The organism is Umezawaea endophytica (assembly GCF_025061645.1).
Classification (GTDB): domain Bacteria; phylum Actinomycetota; class Actinomycetes; order Mycobacteriales; family Pseudonocardiaceae; genus Umezawaea; species Umezawaea endophytica.
In genome coordinates, this window is record NZ_JANYMP010000001.1 from 432165 (window position 1) to 451977 (window position 19813).

The following is a 19813-nucleotide window of genomic DNA, read 5'->3' on the forward strand; positions in this document are numbered from 1 at the left end:
GTCAATCTCCTGTCTGAGCGGTGGAGCCGCGGAGGGCGTCGGCGACGGCCTTCACCCGTGGGCGGCGCATGAGCTGGAAGTGGTCGCCGTCGACGTGCGTGACCGCGAGGGTCCCGGTCAGGCCGCGCCACGCGGCGGCGATGAGGTCGGCGCCGTCACCGGACGCGAGGACGAGGTCGGTCGGGCCGTCGAACGCCGCCGGGCGGTGCTCCACGAGACCGGTGAACACGTCGCGCCAGAAGGCCATGAGCGCGGCGAGCGTGGGCCCGTCGAGTCCGGCCACGGCCGCCGGGTCCACCCCGAGCGTCACGAAGAGGCGGTCGGCCCCGTCGAACTCCAGGAGCGGCGCGGGTCCCCGGTCGAGGACGGCCCCGCGGAGCGCGGCGAGGGTGGCGATGTCCAGCCGTTCCGCCTCCACGTCGGCGGTGCGCCGCGGATCGGAGTCGACCAGGACGAGGCGGTGGACGCGGATCCCCCGGTCGGTCAGCGCGCGGGCCAGCTCGTGGGCGATCACGCCGCCCGCCGACCAGCCCGCGACCACCGGCTCGCGGTCCCCGAGCACCGGTGCCAGTTCGTCGGCGTACCGCTCGGCCAGTCCGGTGAGGTCCGTCGCGCCGGAGTCCTCGCCGCCGATGCGGCCCTGCACGCCGAACGCCTCGAAGTCGGCCGCCACCTCGCCGAGGAGGTCCCGGTAGCTGAACAGCGTGCCGCCGACGGGGTGGACGAGGACGAGCGGACGGGCACCCCGGACACCGCCGAGTGGCACGACGGCGCGGTTCTCGGCCGGTCCGCCGCGGAGGAGCCCGTCGACCCGTTCGGCCTGCTCCGCGACGGTGGACGCCGTGTACAGGTCGGCCAGCGGGATCTCGGTCGCGAAGTCGCGGCTGAGCGCCATCCTGAGGCGGATGGCGAGCAGGGAGTGCCCGCCGAGGCCGAAGAAGTCGTCGTGCGCGCCGACGTCCGCCAAGCCCAGCACCGCTCGCCAGGCGGCGGCGATCCGCTGCTCGGTCCCGGTTCGCGGGGCCACGACGTCCCGGCGGGGAAGGCGGGTGTCGACGTCCTCGGGAACGGTCAGGGCCTTGCGGTCGAGCTTGCCGCCGACGGTCATCGGCAGCGCGTCGACCGGCACCAGCACCGCCGGGACGGCCGCGGCCGGGAGCCTGCCCAGCAGGTACTCGCGGATCCGGTCGAGCGCGATCCCCTCGGCCACGACCAGGTGGCCGACCAGCCGCAGCCGTCCGCCGACGCGGTGGGCGGAGACCGCCGCCGCCTCGATCGCGGGGTGGGCGCGCAGCACCGCTTCGACCTCTTCGGGTTCGACGCGCTGGCCCTGGATCTTCACCTGGTGGTCGTTGCGGCCCAGGAACTCGATCTGCCCCTCGGCGGTGTACCGACCGAGGTCACCGGTCCGGTACAGGCGGCTGCCGGGCTCGCCCCACGGATCGGGCACGAACACCGCGGCCGTCGCTCCCGGTCGCCGGACGTAGCCGCGACCGACACCGGGTCCGCCGATGACGATCTCGCCGGGCGATCCCGGTGGCACCTCGTGCAGGTCGTCGTCGACCAGGTGCACCCGCACGTTGCCGTACGGCCTGCCGATCACCGACGACTCGTGCGCGCCGATGTCCGCGTACGCCGCGTCGACCGTCACCTCGGCGGGGCCGTACATGTTGTGCCCGACCACCTCGGGGTGCGAGCGGAAGGCCTGCCACAGGTCCGGCGGGCACACCTCCCCACCGAACGCGATCAGCTTCGGCGGGTGCGGGGTGTCCAGCAAACCCGCCTCCACCATGACCTGGACCTGCGAGGTGGCGACGTCGATGACGTCCACCGCCCGTGACGGGTCCTGCGCCAGCTCGACCAGGTGCCTCGGATCACGACCCTCCACACCGGACACGACCAGCAGCAGGTGGCCGTCCAGCAGCGGCAGGACCTGCGTCAGGAAGAAGTCGGAGATGAACGCGGACGTCCCGGTCAGGACCCGCGCCTGCTGCCCGGCCGCCAGCCCGGCTCGCCGCATCCTGGGCATCAGCAGGGTTTCCGCGTAGTTCGCCAAGCCGCCGTGGTCGACCATCACGCCCTTCGGGCGACCCGTCGACCCGGACGTGAACATCACGTACGCCAGGTCCCGAGCGCCCACGCGAGGCAGGTCGACCTCCGGCACGTCGGCGTCCGACTCCGGGGCCAGGGTCGACCACGAGTCGGGCGCGGCCGTCGGGTCCGACGACACGACCACCGCCGGGACCGCGTCCGCCACCATCACGTCCAGCCGCGCGGCGGGCAGTTCCGGGTCCAGGGGCAGGAAAGCACCACCGGCCTTCCACGCCGCCCACACCGCGATCACCGCGTCGACACCGGGCCGCAGGTGCAGACCCACCACGTCACCGCGCCGAACTCCGGCCGCGACGAGTCGCCGGGCCAACACTTCGCTGCGCGAGTCCAGGTCGGCGAAGCTCAACCGCTCGTCACCCGACTCCACCGCGACGGCGTCCGGCCACAACACCACACGCTCGCGGAACAGCTCGTGGACGGGCGTGGCGCACACGGGCGCGGTGGTGTCCCCGGTCCACTCGGCGACGCGGCGCTGTTCGCGGTCGCTCGCGCGGAGGAGTTCGGCCACCGCGACGCGCGGGGACCCGCCCACCGCGTGCAGCAGGTCGGCGAACGACGCCGCCAGGTCCTCGGCCGCGCCAGCCTCGAACAGCCCGGTGTTCAGCGCCAGGGAGAGGTCGAGCCCGTCGGCGGTGCGCGCCGTGGCGAGGGACAGGTCGAACCGGTTGGCGCTGCCCTCGATCGGCAACTCCCGGAGGACCAGGTCGGCGGGTGCGCGATCGGCCGGGCCGGAGGGGTCCGTGCCCGCGGTGAAGGAGAACATGGTGCGGAACAACGGGTTCGCGCCCTCGGCCCGATCCGGCGCCACCGCCCGGACCACCTGTTCGAACGGCGCCTCCTGGTGCGCGAAGCCCCCCAGCACCACCTCCCGCACCCGGCCCAGGTGCGTCGCGAAGTCGTCGTCGGGGTGGACGACCACCCGCAGCGCCAGGGTGTTCACGAAGAAACCCACCAGCGGCGCGAGATCGGCGTGGTCCCGACCGGACACCGGCACGCCAACGGTGAAGTCGCGTTCGCCGGACCGGCGGGCCAGGAGGAGGGAGTACACAGCGAGGTAGACCATGAAGTCGGTGGCCCTGACCTCCGCGCGCACCCGGTCGAGCCCGACCAGCGCGTCGGCCGCGACGGTGCGCGAACTCGCCTCGAACGGCGCGGCGCCACCCTGCGCGCGACCGCCGGACGAGCGCGGCCACGGCGGCGGCGCGTCGTCGAGCGCCCGCCGCCAGTAGGCGATGGCGTCGTCCGCCTGGCGTTCGACCAGCCCGCGGTGCCAGACCGCGTAGTCGGCGTACCGCACGTCCAGCGGCGCCAACCCGGCACGGGCCGGATCGCCACCAGCCCGGTACAGGGCCCAGAACTCCTGCTCGACGATGTCCGAGGACCACTCGTCGATCGCCACGTGGTGCGCCACGAACAGCACCACGTGCCGATCCGCCGCCAGCCGCCACACGGTCACCCGCAGCACCGGCCCGGTACCGAGGTCGAACGGCCGTGCCACCTCCGCGTCGACGAGACCCGGCAGCTCCGCCTCCACGGCGTCCCGCACCGTCGGACCGCTCCAGGCCGCGGTGCCGACGCGCTGCACCACCCGGCCCGCGTCGTCGACGTGCAGCGTGGTGCGGAAGGACTCGTGTCGCTCCACCAACGCCTGGACCGCCGCGCCCACCGCGGCCACGTCGAGGTCACCGTCCACCTCGAAGCCCCAGGGGACGTGGTAGGTCGGGCTCTCCGGGGCCAACTGCCAGAGGAACCACTGCCGTTCCTGCGCGTGCGACGCGGGCAGTTCACGCCCCTCGACGCGGGGGATCCCCGCGACCGCGCCCGCCGCGACGCCCCGGTCGATCAACTCGGCCTGGCCCGCGACGGTCGGGTGCGCGAACACCTCGTGCAGGGCCAGGTCGGCGCCCAGCTCCGCCCTGACCCGCATGGCGAGCCGAACGGCCAGCAGAGAATGCCCGCCCGCCGCGAAGAAGTCCTCGTGCACACCGATGTCCGCCAGGCCCAGCACCGACTGCCAGGCGGCGGCGACCTTCCGCTCGGTCGCGGTCCTCGGCGCCACCGCGTCCCGGCCGAAGAGCCGAGCCTCGACGTCGTCCGGCACGGTCAGGGCCTTGCGGTCGAGCTTGCCGCCGACGGTCATCGGCAGCGCGTCGACCGGCACCAGCGCGGTCGGGATCGCCGCGGCCGGGAGCAGGCCCGCCAGGTGCTCGCGGATCTCGTCCCGGTCGAGCGCGAACCCCTCGGCCACGACCAGGTGGGCGACCAGCCTCGGCCGTCCGCCCGCGCGGTGCACGCCGACCGCCGCCGCGTCGACGGCGGGGTGCCCGCGCAGCGCGGACTCGACCTCCTCGGGTTCGACGCGCTGGCCCTGGATCTTGACCTGGTGGTCGTTGCGGCCCAGGAACTCGATCTGCCCGTCGGCGGTGTACCGCCCGAGGTCACCGGTGCGGTACAGGCGACTGCCCGGCTCACCCCACGGGTCCGGCACGAACACCGCGGCCGTCGCTCCCGGCCGACCGGCGTAACCGCGGCCCACGCCGGGGCCGCCGACCACGATCTCACCGACCGCTCCCGGCGGGACCAGGCCAAGGGTCTCGTCCACCAGGTGCACCCGGACGTCCCCGAACGGCCGACCGATCACCGGTGTGAGGTGGGCGCCGATGTCCGCGCAGGTCGCGTCGACCGTCGTCTCGGCAGGCCCGTACAGGTTCTGCGCGACGACCTCGGGGTGCGAGCGGAGGGCCCGCCACAGGTCGGGTGGGCACGCCTCGCCGCCGACCGCGACCAGCCTGGGCGGGTGCGGGGCGTCCAGCAGCCCCGCCTCCACCATCACCTGGATCTGCGAGGTCGTGGCGTCGATGACGTCCACCGCCCGCGCCGGGTCCTGCGCCAGCTCGACCAGGTGCCGCGGGTCCCGCCCTTCCGCGCCGGACAGCACGAGCAGCAGGTGGCCGTCCAGCAGCGACAGGACCTGGCTCAGGAAGAAGTCGGAGATGAACGCGGACGTCCCGGTCAGCACCCGGCACCGGCCACCGACGTCGAGCCCGGCCCGGCGCATCCTGGGCAGCAGCAGGGCTTCCGCGAAGTGGGCCAGGTTGCCGTGGTCGACCATCACGCCCTTGGCGCGGCCCGTCGACCCGGACGTGAACATCACGTAGGCCAGGTCCCGAGCACCGACGCGGGGCAGGTCGACCTCCGGCACCTCGGCGTCCGGGTCCAGTGACACGGTGCGCCACGAGGTCGGCGCCGTCTCCTCCCGCGACACGACCACCGCCGGGGCCGCGTCCGCCACCATCACGTCGAGCCGCGCGGCGGGCAGTTCCGGGTCCAGGGGCAGGAACGCGCCGCCCGACTTCCACACCGCCCACACGGCGATCACCGCGTCCACACCGGGCCGCAGGTGCAGACCCACCACGTCCCCGCGACGCACACCGGCCGCGACCAGCCGCCGGGCCAGCACCTCGCTCCGCGAGTCCAACTCCGCGAAGCTCACCACGACGTCACCGGACTCCACCGCGACGGCGTCCGGCCACAGCCCGACCCGGTCGCGCAGCGACTCGTGCACGACGCGGTGCTCCACGGCCCGGACGGCCTGCCCGGACCACGCGGCCAGGAGTTCCCGGTCACGGCGGCTCGCGCGCAGGAGGTCGGCCACGGCGGTGCGCGGCGAGCCCGCCACCGCGTGCAGCAGGTCGGCGAACGACGTCACCAGGTCCTCGGCCGCGGGTGCGCCGAAGCAGTCGCCGCTGAACTCCAGGGTCAGGTGGAGCCCGGCGGCCGTGCGCGTCGTGCTGAGCGACAGGTCGAAGCGGTCGTTCCCGCCGCCGAGCGGCAGTTCGCCGACGGTCAGGCCGTCGGGGGCGAGTCGGTCCGCGAGGTGCCCGCCATCCGTGAAGGAGAACATGGTGCGGAACAACGGGTTCGCGCCCTCGGTGCGATCCGGCGCGACCGCTCGGACCACCTGTTCGAACGGCGCCTCCTGGTGCGCGAAGGCTTCCAGCACCACCTCCCGCACCCGGCCCAGGTGCGCGGCGAAGTCGTCCTCGGGGTGGACGACCACCCGCAGCGCCAGGGTGTTCACGAAGAAACCCACCACCGACGCGAGATCCGGGTGCGTCCGACCGGACACCGGCACGCCAACGGTGAACTCGCGATCACCGGACTGGCGGGCCAGCAGCAGGAAGTACACGGCGAGGTAGACCATGAAGTCGGTGGCCCCGACCTCCGCGCGCACCCGGTCGAGCCCGGCCAGCGCGTCGGCCGGGACGGTGTGCCCGAGTTCGCCCGCCCCGGCGTTCTCCGCCAGGGCGTGCGGCCAGGAGGACGCCGTGCCGCCGAGGGCCCGCCGCCAGTGGGCGAGGTCCTCCTCCGCCCGGCTCTCCACCAGGTCCCGGTGCCAGGCGGCGTAGTCGGCGTAGGTGACGTCCAGCGGTGCCAGACCGGCGGCGGCGACGTCCCCGCCCGCCCGGTACAGCGCCCAGAACTCCGCCTCGACGACGTCCAGCGACCACTCGTCGATCACGACGTGGTGCGCCACGAACAGCACCACGTGCCGGTCCGGCGCGGTCCGCCACACGCTCACCCTCAGCACCGGCCCGGCGCTGAGGTCGAACGGCCGCTCCACCTCCCGGTCGACGAACGCCCGCAAATCGGCCTCGGCGACCTCGCGCACGGTCGTTCCACCGCTCCACCCGGCGGCGACGCGGTGCACCACCCGGCCTTCGTCGTCCACGTGCAGCGTGGTGCGGAACGACTCGTGGCGCTCCACCAACGCCTCGACCGCCGCGCCCACCGCGGCCACGTCGAGGTCACCACTCACCTCGTAACCCCACGGGACGTGGTAGGTCGAGCTTTCCGGCGCGAGCTGCCAGAGGAACCACTGCCGTTCCTGCGCGTGCGAGGCGAGCAGGTCGCGGCCCTCGCCGCGGTCGATCCGCGGGATGCCCGCGACAGCGCCCGCCGCGGCGCTCCGGTCGATCAGCTCGGCCTGGCCCGCGACGGTCGGGTGCGCGAACACGTCGTGCAGGGCCAACTCCACGCCCAGTTCCGCCCTGACCCGCATCGCGAGCCGAACAGCGAGCAGCGAATGCCCACCCACGGCGAAGAAGTCCTCGTGCACACCGACGCGGACGTCGCCGAGCACCGCCTGCCACGCGGCGGCGACCCGTTCCTCGGTCACCGTTCGCGGCGCGACCACGTCCGCCGCCTCGACGTCGTCCGGCAAGGTCAGCGCCAGGCGGTCGAGCTTGCCGCCGACCGTCATCGGCAGGGCGTCCACCCGCGCCAGCACCGTCGGGACCGCCGGCGCGGGCAGCAGACCGACCAGGTGCTCGCGAATCCGCTCCCGGTCGAGCGCGAACCCCTCGGCCACGACCAGGTGCGCGACCAGCCGCAGCCGTCCCCCGACGCGGTGGGCGGAGACCGCCGCCGCCTCGATCGCCGGGTGGGCGCGCAGCACGGCCTCGACCTCTTCGGGTTCGACGCGCTGGCCCTGGATCTTGACCTGGTGGTCGTTGCGGCCCAGGAACTCGATCTGCCCGTCGACCGTGAACCGACCCAGGTCGCCGGTCCGGTACAGGCGGCTTCCCGGCTCGCCCCACGGGTCCGGCACGAACACCGCCGCCGTCGCGCCGGGCCGCCGCACGTAACCGCGCCCCACGCCGGGTCCGCCGATCACGATCTCCCCCGCCGACCCCGGCGGGACCTCGTGCAGGTGCTCGTCGACCAGGTGCACCCGCGCGTTCCCGTACGGACGGCCGATCACCGGCGACCCGTGCGCCTCGACGTCCGCGTACGCCACGTCGACCGTCGTCTCGGCGGGACCGTACTGGTTGTGCCCGACCACGTTCGGGTGCGAGCGGAAGGCCTGCCACAGGTCCGGCGGGCACGCCTCGCCGCCGAACGTGATCATCTTCGGCGGGTGCGGGGTGTCCAGCAAACCCGCCTCCACCATCACCTGGACCTGCGAGGTCGCGACGTCGATGACGTCCACCGCCCGCGCCGGGTCCTGCGCCAGCGCGACCAGGTGCCGCGGGTCCCGGCCCGCCACACCGGACACGACCAGCAGCAGGTGACCGTCCAGCAGCGGCAGGACCTGCGTCAGGAAGAAGTCGGAGATGAACGCGGACGTCCCGGTCAGCACTCGGGCGTGCTGCCCGGTCGCGATCCCGGCCCGCCGCATCCGCGGCAGCAGCAGGACTTCCGCGTAGGTGGCGAGGTTGCCGTGGTCGACCATCACGCCCTTGGCGCGGCCCGTCGACCCCGACGTGAACATCACGTACGCCAGGTCCCGCTCCCCCACCACCGGCAGGACGACGTCCGGCACGTCCTCGCCCGCCGGGAACAGCGTCGGCCGCGAACCGGGCGCGGTCGCCGGGTCCAGCGACACGACCACGGCCGGAGCCGCGTCCTCCGCCATCGCGTCGAGCCGCACGGCGGGCAGTTCCGGGTCGAGGGGCAGGAACGCCCCGCCCGCCTTCCACGCCGCCCACACCGCGACGACCGCGTCCACACCGGGACGCAGGTGCAGACCCACGACGTCCCCGCGCCGAACCCCGGCCGCGACGAGCCGCCGGGCCAGCACCTCACTGCGCGAGTCCAACTCCGCGAAGCTCAACCGCACGTCGCCGAACTCGACCGCGACGGCGTCCGGCCACCGGCCCACCCGCTCGCGGAACAGCTCGTGGACGGGCGTGGCGCACCTGGGCACGGTGGCGTCGCCGGTCCACGCGGCCAGGCGCTGCTGTTCGTCGTCGCTCGCGCGCAGCAGGTCGGCCACCGCGCGCCGGGGCGATCCACCCGCCGCGCGCAGCAGGTCGGCGAACGAGGACACCAGTTCCTGGGCCGCTTGGGCCTCGAACAGGGCTGTGTCGAGCTGGAGCGTCAGGTGCAGGCCGTCCGGGGCGCGGGTGGCGCCGAGCGCCAGCTCGAACCGGTTGCCGCTGCCCTCGATCGGCAGGTCGCCGACGACCAGTCCGTCCGGGGCGTGGTCGGACCTGTCGCCGGAGCCCGTGCCCGTGCCCGTGGTGAAGGAGAACATGGTGTGGAACAACGGGTTCGCGCTTTCGGCGCGACCCGGCGCGACCGCTCGGACGACCTGTTCGAACGGCGCCTCCTGGTGGGCGAACGCCTCCAGCACCACCTCGCGCACCCGTTCCAGGTGCGCGGCGAAGTCGTCTTCGGGGTGGACGACCACCCGCAGCGCCAAGGTATTCACGAAGAAACCCACCAGTGGCGCGAGGTCGGCGTGCGTCCGACCGGACACCGGGACGCCCACCGTGAGGTCGCGCTCGCCCGAAGTCCGGGCGAGCAGCAGGAAGTACACGGCCAGGTAGACCATGAAGTCGGTCGCCCCGACCTCCGCGCGCACCCGGTCGAGCCCGGCCAGCGCGTCGGCCGGGACGGTGTGCGACGCCCCGGCGGGAGCGGACTTCTGCCCGTGGGTGTGCGGCCAGGGCGGCGGCGCGCCTTCGAGCGTTCGACGCCAGTAGGCGAGGTCTTCGTCCGACCGCCGCGCGACCAGCTCGCGGTGCCAGACCGCGTAGTCGGCGTACCGGACGTCCAGCGGCGCCAACCCGGCACGGGCCGGGTCACCGCCCGCCCGGTACAGCGCCCACAGCTCCTGCTCGAAGACGTCCGAGGACCACTCGTCGATCGCGACGTGGTGCGCCACGAACAGCACCACGTGCCGATCCGCCGCCAAGCGCCAGACGGTCACCCGCAGCACCGGCCCGGCGCCGAGGTCGAACGGCTGCCGCACGGCCGCCTCGACCAGCGCGGGCAGAGCGGCCTCGTCCGCGTCCAGCGCGGTCAGACCACCCCACTCCGCGGTGCCGACGCGTTGCAGCACCAGGCCTTCGGCGTCGACGCGCAGCGTCGTTCGGAGGGACTCGTGCCGGTCGACCAGCGCGGCCACGGCGGCGTCCAGCACCGCCACGTCGAGGTCACCGCTCACCTCGTAGCCCCAGGGGACGTGGTAGGTCGAGCTGTCCGGCGCGAGCTGCCAGAGGAACCACTGCCGTTCCTGCGCGTGCGACGCGGGCAGCTCACGCCCTTCGACGTGGGGGATCCCGGCGACCGGCGCGCTGCGGTCGATCAGCTCGGCCTGCGCGGCGATGGTCGGCCGTTCGAACACCTCGTGCAGGGGCAGGTCGGCGCCCAGCTCGGCGCTGATCCTCATGGCGAGGCGGATGGCGAGCAGGGAATGCCCGCCCAGGGCGAAGAAGTCGTCGTGCACGCCGACGCGGGAGCCGCCCAGCAGCCCCAGCCAGACCGCGGCGATCCGCCGCTCGGTCCCGGTGCGCGGGGCCACCACCTCCCGGTGGGGAAGGCCCGCCTCGACGTCGTCCGGCACGGTCAGCGCCGCGCGGTCGAGCTTGCCGCCCGCGGTCATCGGCAGCTCGGCGATCGGCACCAGCACGGCCGGGACCGCCGCGGCGGGCAGTCGGGACGCGAGATGGGCGCGGACGTCGTCCTGGTCCAGCGGACCGCCGACCGGGACCAGGTGGGCGACCAGCCGCAGCCGTCCGTCGGCGCCGAAGCGGTGGGCCGAGACCGCCGCCGCCTCGATCGCGGGATGGGAGCGCAGCACCGCCTCGACCTCTTCCGGTTCCACCCGCTGCCCCAGGATCTTGACCTGGTGGTCGCCGCGGCCGAGGAACTCGATCTGCCCGTCGACCGTGTACCGGCCCAGGTCCCCGGTGCGGTACAGCCTGCTTCCCGGCTCACCCCACGGGTCCGGCACGAACACCGCCGCCGTCGTGCCCGGCCGCCGCACGTACCCGCGGCCCACACCCGAGCCGCCGACGACGATCTCGCCGACCGTCCCCGGCGGGACCGGTTCCAGGGCGTCGTCGACCAGGTGCACGCGCACGTTCCCGTACGGGCGGCCGATGACCGGCGAGTCGTGCTCGCCGAGGTCCGCGAAGGTCGCGTCGACCGCCGTCTCTGCCGGGCCGTAGGTGTTGTGCGCCGTCACGCCCGGACGGGACCTAAGCGCGTGCCACAGGTCGGGCGGGCACGCCTCGCCACCGATGGCGATCAGCTTCGGCGGGTGCGGGGCGTCCAGCAGCCCGGCCTCCACCATCACCTGCACCTGCGAGGTGGTGGCGTCGATGACGTCCACCGCGGACTCCGGGTCCTGGGCCAGCTCGACCAGGCGCCGCGGGTCCCGACCCTCGGGTCCGGCCAGCACCAGCAGCCGGTGCCCGTCCAGCAGCGGCAGGACCTGTTCCAGGAAGAAGTCGGAGAGGAACGCCGACGTCCCCGTCAGCACCCTGGCCCGCTGCCCCGACTCGATCCCGCCGCCGCAGATCCGGGGCAGGAGGAGGGCTTCCGCGAAGTTCGCCAGGTTGCCGTGGTCGACCATCACGCCCTTGGGCCGCCCCGTCGAGCCCGACGTGAACATCACGTACGCCAGGTCGCGGGCACCCACGCGCGGCAGCTCCACGTCCGGCACCTCGGGGTCCGGGTCCGGGGACACGGTCCGCCAGGACACCGGCGTCGCCTCCTGGGACACGACCACCGCCGGGACGGCGTCCGCCACCATCACGTCGAGCCGCGCGGGAGGCAGGTCCGGGTCCAGCGGCAGGAACGCGCCGCCCGCCTTCCACACCGCCCACACCGCGACGATCGCGACGACACCGGGCCGCAGGTGCAGGCCCACCAGGTCCCCGCGCCGCGCACCGGCCGCCACCAGGCGCCGGGCCAGCACCTCGCTCCGCGCGTCCAGCTCCGCGAAGCTCAGCCGCTCGTCACCCGACTCCACCGCCACGGCGTCCGGCCACGACACCGCGCGCGCCCGCAGCAGCTCGTGCACGGGAAGCCCGGACACCGGCGCGCCCGTGCCCTGCCACGAGGTCAGCAGCCGCTCCTCCGCGGCGCCGAGCAGGGACGACGCGCGGTGGTGCGCCTCGCCGTCGGCGACCATGGCGCGCAGGACCCGCAGGTGGCTGTCGCGCAGCCGCAAGACCTGGTCGGAGGTGAGGCCGTCCAGGGCGTAGTCGATCTCCAGGAGCAGGCCGTCCGCGCCCGGCTCGTGGCTGAAGGTCACGTCCAGCGGGAAGTTCGTGCGCGCCACGCCGGGGAGCACCGGGTCGGTGCCCGCCTGGTCGATCGTGCCGTCCGTCGCGAGCCGCGCGATCCGGTGGAAGTTGTTGTAGGTGAGGTTGGACTCGAACAGCGGCCGGTCGCCGCCGAACTCGCGCTGGAGGGCGGCCAGCGGGTAGCGGCGGTGCGGCAGCAGGTCCCGCTCGGCGCGGAAGACCGCCCGCGCGAGGTCCCGCCACCCGCCCTCGGGCAGCCGCACCCGCAGGGGCACGGTGTTCAGGAAGAGGCCGCGCGCCTCGGAGCCGTCGGTCTCCTCCAGCCGTCCGTTGGACGTCAGGCCGAGCAGCACGTCGGTCGAGCCGGTGTGCAGGGCGAGCACCTTGAGGTGCGCGGCGAGCACGACCGACTTGACGGGCACCGAGGCGCGACCGGCGAACTCCTCCAGGCCGCGGAGCAGTTCGGCGGACAGCGGGGTGGTCAGCGATCCGTGACCCGCGGCGTCGTCGCGCACGTGCCGCTCGCCGTCCACCCGCTCGCCCGCGAGGGCGGCGTCCCAGCGGGCGATCCGCCCGTCGGGGGCCCCGGCGAGGCGGTCCCGCCAGAACTCCCGGCTCTCCGGCGAGGCGAGGGCCTCGCGTTCGGCGGCGACGAAGTCCCGGTAGAGGGAGCGCAGGGGCTCGACCGCCCGCCGCTGTCCGGCGAGGAGTTCGCGGTACCGGTCGGTGATCTCCGCGAGGGTGGAGACCACGCTCCACCCGTCCAGGACGGCGTGGTGCTCGGTGATCGTCCACTGGAAGGCGTTGTCGGACAGCACGTGCACGGCCATCCGCAGCAGCGGTGCCGCGGTCAGGTCGAACCGGTCGCCCTGCTCCCGCCGGACGTGCTCCAGGAGCACCTCGTGGCGGTCGTCGGTCCGGCGCAGGTCGACGACGGTGAAAGGCACCTCGACGACCGAGTGCACGAGCTGCGTCGGCTCGCTGAACCCGACCAGGTCGAACGACGTGCGCAGCACCGGGTGCCGGGCCACGACGTGGTCGACCGCCGCCCGGAAGCACGCCTCGTCGAAGCGGCCTGCCAGCCGCAGGGTCTCCACGTTGTGGTAGGCGTTCCGGGCGCGGTCGCGCTCCATCTCGTAGACCATGCCGACCTGGAGCTCCGCCATCGGGTAGGCGTCGTCCAGCCCCTCCGGCAGCAGCGCGCGGTCGGCTTCGGCGAGGAGGGAGAACGGGCGGGTCGCGCGGTCCTCGTCCGGTGCGGAGGGCGCGGCGGTCGCGGCGAGGTCGGCGAGCGTGGGGGCGTCCAGGAACTCCTGGAGCCCGACGGAGAACCCGGCGTCCCTGACCCGGCCCAGGATCTGGATGCTGCGGATGGAGTCGCCGCCCAGGTCGAAGAAGTTGTCGTGCCGTCCCACCCGGTCGACGCCCAGCACCCGGCGCCAGATGTCGGCGAACAGGTTCTCCAGGTCTCCCAGTGGCGACACGTACCGCTGTTCCAGCTCCGGCCGGTCCGCGGCGGGCTCGGGCAGCGCCCGGCGGTCGACCTTCCCCTGCGGGGTCAGGGGAAGCGCGTCCAGCGTGACGAAGTGCCGCGGGATCATGTAGTCCGGCAGCCGGGCGCCGAGCCAGGCCCGCACCTCGTCGACCGGCGGCGGGGCCGCGGCCGTCTCCGGCACGAGGTAGGCGACGAGGTCGGTCCGCCCGTCGGCGTCGGTGCGCGGGGTGACGGCGGCTTCGAGGACGCTCCGGTGGGTGGCGAGGACGTTCTCGATCTCGCCGGTCTCGATCCGGTACCCCCGGATCTTCACCTGGGTGTCGGCCCGGCCCTGGTACTCCAGGCCACCACGGGCGTTCCACCGGGCCAGGTCGCCGCTGCGGTACAGGCGGGCGCCGGGCACACCCGACACGTGGTCCGGCACGAACCGCTGGGCCGTCAGCGCGGGCAGCCCGGTGTAGCCGCGGGCCAACCCCGCGCCCGCCACGTGCAGTTCGCCGGTCACGCCGACGGGGCAGGGGTTTCCGTGCCGGTCCAGCACGTGGACGCCGAGGTCCGGCAGCGGGACGCCGATGGGGCTGACGTCGCCGTCGACGTGCCCGGCGTCGAGTTCGAGGTAGGTGACGTGGACGGTGGTCTCGGTGATGCCGTACATGTTCACCAACAACGGCGCCGCGTACCCGTGCCGCGAAGCCCACCGCCGCACCGACGGCCGGTGCAGCGCCTCACCGCCGAACACCACGGCGCGGAGCGCGAGATCACCGCCGAAGCGCTCGTCGGCGGTCTCGAACTGCCGGAAGGCAGACGGAGTCTGGCTCAAGATCGTCACGGCCTCGTCGCGCACCAGCGCGTGGAACGCCTCCACATCACGACTCGTCGCATACGGCACCACCACCAGACGACCACCGGTCGTCAACGCACCCCACATCTCCCAGACGGAGAAGTCGAACGCGAAGCTGTGGAACAACGTCCACACGTCATCCTGCCCAAACGGCAACCGCTCCCGCACACCACCGATCAACCGCACCACGTTCCGGTGCGTCACCGTCGTCCCCTTCGGACGACCCGTCGACCCCGACGTGAAGATCACGTAGGCGGCGTGGTCCGGGTGGACGGCCGGGAGTTCGACGTCCCCGGCCTCCGCGGGTCCGTCGAGGTCGACCTGCTCCCACGGTCCACTCGGGACGGACGCGGCCGTCGCGGCGTGCACCACGACCAGCGGCGCCCCGACGTCCCGCAGCATGAACTCCAGGCGGTCGGCGGGGAACGCCGTGTCCAGCGGCACGTACACGCCACCCGCGCGCAGCACGGCGAGGCACGCCACGACGGTCTCCCACGACCGCTCCAGGTACACCCCGACGCACACCTCCGGCCCGACGCCGAGGCGCCGCAACCGGTGCGCCAGCAGGTCCGCGCGGTCCAGCAGCTCCCGGTAGGTCAGGGAGACGCCGGAACCGGTCAGCGCCATCGCGTCCGGCCGGGCCGAGGCCGCGGCCTCCACCAGCTCGTGCACGGTCGTCGCGCCGGGCACGTCGACCGCCGCGCGCGACCACTCCGCCACCCGCCGGGCCTCGCCGCTCGGGACGAGCACGGACGTCGTGTGGAGCGACGAGGGGTCGGCGGTCATCGCGTGGAGCGCGCTCAGGTGGTAGTCGCGCAGGAGCACCGCCTGCTCGCCGTCGACCTTGCGGGTGTCGTACTCCAGTTCCAGGCGCAGGCCGTCGGTGCCCGCTTCGCGGCTGACCGAGACGAGCAGCGGGAAGCTGGTGCGGGCCGACCCGGACGACCCCTGGTCGGCGGTGTCCAGCCGCCACGAGCCGTCGCCGTCGGCGAGCCCGCCGAACTGGTGGAAGTCGTTGTAGACGAACCCGACGTCGAACAGCGAGGCGCCGCCGAGTTCGCGCTGGAGAGCCGCCATCGGGTAGCGGCGGTGCGGCAGGACGTCCCGTTCCGCCTCGAACACCGCCCGCGCGAGGTCCTGCCAGCTCCCGTCCGGGAGCGCGACCCGGAACGGCAGGGTGTTGAGGAACAGGCCGCGCACCTCGGCGCCGTCCGCCTCCTCCAGCCGCCCGTGGAACGAGAGCCCGGTGGTCACGTCACCGCCGCCGGTGACGGCGGAGAGCACGCGCAGGTGCGCCGCGAGCACGGCCGTCTTGAACGGCACGCCGGCGCGACGCGCGAACGCCTCGACGTCCGCGCGGAGTTCGGCGGGCAGCGTGGTGACGAGCGAGCCGTGGCCCAGGTCCTCGTCGCGGTCGTGGCGCTCGCCGGGGACGGTGTCCCCCAGCCCGTCGGAGACGACCGACCAGCGGGGCAGGGGGCTCCCGTCGGTGCCCGCCAGGCGCTCGCGCCAGTACCGCCTGCTCTCCGGTGAGGTCAGTGCCGCGCGCTCGGCCGCGATGAAGTCGCGGAAGGACGAGCGGAGCGGGGCGGGCCGGACGTCCTGCCCGGCGAGGAGGGCGTCGTAGGTCGTGCTGATCTCGGCGAGGGTGGACGTGAGGCTCCAGCCGTCCAGGATGGCGTGGTGCTCGGTGACGGACCACTGGAAGGCGTTGTCGGACAGCACGTGCACGGTCATCCGGCACAGCGGTGCCGCGGCGAGGTCGAGCGAGATGCGCCGCTCGGCATCCAGGTGCTCGTCCACCGCCGCGCGCCGGGTGTCCTCCGGCGTCGCACGCAGGTCGACGACGGAGAGGGGGATCTCGGCCGACGGGTGCACGAGCTGCACGGGCACGCTGAAGCGGCTCATGGCGAAGGAGGTCCGCAGGACGGGGTGCCGCGCGGTGACCAGCGCGAGCGCGGCGCGGAAGCGGGCCTCGTCGAACGTTCCGGCCAGCCGCAGGGTGTGGACGTTGTGGTACGGCTTGCGCTCGGGGTCGCGCTCCATCTCGTAGACCATGCCGACCTGGAGCTCCGCCATCGGGTAGGCGTCCTCCAGCCCGTCCGGCAGCAGTGCGCGGTCGGCGTCGGCGAGCACGGAGAACGGCTCGGACCTCACCGTGTCGACCGCGTCCTCGAGCGCGGCGGCGAGTCCCGCGGGCGTCGGGTTCGCCAGCATCGTCGCCAGGCTCGCGGTCAGCCCCGCCTCGCGCGTCTCGCCGAGGACCTGGATGCTGCGGATGGAGTCGCCGCCCAGGTCGAAGAAGTTGTCGTGCCGTCCCACCCGGTCCACGCCGAGCACCCGCGACCAGACCCCGGCCAGCAGCTCCTCGACCTCGCCGACCGGCGGGACGTACTCCTGCGCCACGTCCGGCCGCGCCTCGTCCGGGTCGGGCAGCGCCCGCCGGTCCACCTTCGCGTTCGACGTGAGCGGCAGGACGTCCAGGAGCACGAACAGCCGCGGCACCATGTAGGTCGGCAGCCGCTCCCCCAGCCACGCCCGGACCTCGCCGGTGGACGGCGCGTCCCCGGCCGCGACGAGGTAGGCGACCAGGTCGACCCCCGCCGACGAGTTCGGCCGGGTCACCACGACGCAGTCGCGCAGGGCGGGGTGGTCGCGCAGCGCGGCCTCGACCTCGCCCAGCTCGACGCGGTACCCGCGCACCTTGACCATGTGGTCGACCCGGCCGAGGAACTCCACCAGGCCGTCGGCGGACCAGCGGCCCAGGTCGCCGGTGCGGTACAGGCGTTCACCCGCCCGGAACGGGTGCGGCAGGAAGCGCTCCGCCGTCAGCCCCGGCTGACCGAGGTAGCCGCGCGCCAGGCACGGTCCGGACACGCACAGCTCGCCCGGCGTCCCCACCGGCACGGGCTGACCGGCGTCGTCGAGCGCCCACACCTCGGTGTTCGCCAGGGGAACGCCCAGCGGCAGCGGACCCGCGGGCACGTCACCGCGCCGGAACGAGCCGCACACCGAGAACGTCGTGGTCTCCGTCGGCCCCCAGCCGTTGACGACCTCCAGGTCCGGGCAGCGCTCCAGGATCCGCGCCACGTGCGCGGGCGACACCGTCTCGCTGCCGGTCAGCACCCGGCGCAGGCCGTCGAACAGCCGCGGCTCGTGGTCCACCAGCAGCGCGAACAGCGACGCCGTGGCGTGCAGCACCGTCACGGCGGACCCGGTGACCCACTCGGCGACCTCCTGCGGTCCGTACCGGACGGTCGGGGCCACCACGAGGCGCGCGCCGCCCACCAGCGGCGCCCACACCTCGAACGTGGACACGTCGAAGGACGCCGAGGCGATCTGGAGCAGCGTGTCGTCCGGCCCCAGGGTCATGCTGTCGGCGCCGTGCAGCAGCTCGGTGACGTTGCGGTGCCGGGTCACGACGCCCTTGGGCCGTCCCGTCGACCCGGACGTGAAGATCACGTAGCAGCCGTGGTCCGGTCCCGCGCCGCCGTCGAGGTCCTCGTCGTCGCCCGACAGCGGCTCGTCCACCGCCAGCACCCGCCAGGGCCCTCCGGGGACGCTGCCCGCGGCGGCTCCCGCGGTGAGCACCAGCGGGGCCGCGGACCGGTCGAGCATGTACTCCAGCCGGGACGCCGGGAACGCGGGGTCCAGCGGCACGTAGAGGCCGCCGGCCTTCAGCACCGCGAGCCAGCCGACGACCAGCTCGACAGACCTCTCCACGCACACGCCGACCGCGATGTCGGGGCCGATCCCGAGGTCGCGCAGCTTGCGCGCCAGGCGGTTCGCCCGCGCGTTCAACTCCCGGTACGTCACCGACTCCGCGCCGGAGACCACGGCCACGGCGTCCGGCGACGCCGCCACCCGCTGTTCGACCATGCGGTGCACCGGCGTGGGCGGCACCTCGACGGCGGTCGAGTTCCACGACTCCAGCACGGCGCGCTCGGCCTCGCCGAGCAGCGACACCCACCGGTGCGCGGCGTCCGGGTCGGCGACCATCTCGGCCAGCACCCGCAGGTGGTACCCGCGGAGGAGGGCGACCTGGGTGGCGGCCAGCGCCCGCGCGTCGTACTCGAGCTCCAGGTTGACGCCGTCGCCACCGGGCTGCCGGACGAACGCCGCGACCAGGGCGAAGTGCGTGCGCGCCACGTCGCCCGCGGGCACGTCGTCGGCCTCGGCCGGGATCTGCTGGAAGTCGGTGTAGACGAAGTTGGTCTCGAACAGCGGCGCGCCGCCGAGGTCGCGCTGCAACGCGCCCATGGGGTAGCGGCGGTGCGGCAGCAGGTCGTTCTCGGCGTCGAAGACGGCCCGGACGAGGTCCCGCCAGGTGCCGTCGGCCAACCGCACCCGCAGCGGCACGGTGTTGACGAACAGGCCGCACACGTCGGCGCCGCCCTCCTCCTCCAGCCTGCCGTTGGCGGTCAGCCCGACCACGACGTCCGCCGACCCGGTGACCAGGCCCATCGCCTTCACGTGCGCGGCCAGCAGCACCGCCTTCACCGGCACCCGGCACGACCGGGCCAGCTCGCGCAGCCGCGGCGGCAGGTCCGCGGGCAGCGGCGTCACCAGCGAGCCGTACCCGCGGTCCGCGTCGTGGGTGTGCCGCTCCCCCGCGACGGGTTCGGCGGTCGGCGTGACCGGCCGGTCCGGGGACCAGCGCGGCAGGCGGCCGTCCGGCGGTTCGGCCAGCCTCCGACGCCAGAACTCGGTGCTCTCCACCGATTCCAGGGCGGCGCGCTCGGCGACGATGTAGTCCCGGTAGGTCGAGCGCGGCGACTCGGCCGCCGGTTCCCCGCCCGCGAGGAGGAGCCGGTAGGCGTCGGTGATCTCCGAGACCAGCGAGGCCAGGCTCCAACCGTCCAGGATGGAGTGGTGCTCGGTGAACGTCCAGTGGAAGGCGGTGTCGGACAGGACGTGCACGCCCGTGCGGCACAGCGGCGCCACCGAGACGTCCAGCGGCGTGCGCCGCTCGGCGTCCAGGTAGGCCGACAGCGCCGGGGCCGCGTCCAGGCCGCGGAGGTCGACCACGGTGAGCGGCACCTCGGCCGAGTCGAACACGAGCTGCATCGGCTCGCTGAACCCGACCAGCGCGAAGGAGGTGCGCAGGATCGGGTGCCTGGCCACGGCGTTGGCCAGCGCGCGCCGGAAGCACCGCTCGTCGAACGCCCCGGCGACCTTCAGCGTGTGCACGTTGTGGTAGGGCAACCGCTCCGGGTCGCGCTCCATCTCGTAGACCATGCCGACCTGGAGCTCCGACATGGGGTACGCGTCCACGAGCCGGGGCGGGTCCTGCGTGATCACCGTGTCCTCCACCGCGCTCAT

The 19813-nt window shown here is 74.2% G+C and carries 1 protein-coding gene; it reads right to left on the reverse strand.

The window, feature by feature from the left end; genetic code table 11:
- Position 1: 1 nt before the first annotated feature.
- Positions 2 to 19813, reverse strand: a complete 19812-nt coding sequence (locus NZH93_RS01805) for a non-ribosomal peptide synthase/polyketide synthase (RefSeq protein WP_259621083.1) — start codon at positions 19811 to 19813, stop codon at positions 2 to 4.

Bases quoted from the DNA above. Each gene is read 5' to 3' on its own strand.
- NZH93_RS01805 (WP_259621083.1), bottom strand. From the start codon at position 19,813: ATGAGCGCGGTGGAGGACACGGTGATCACGCAGGACCCGCCCCGGCTC.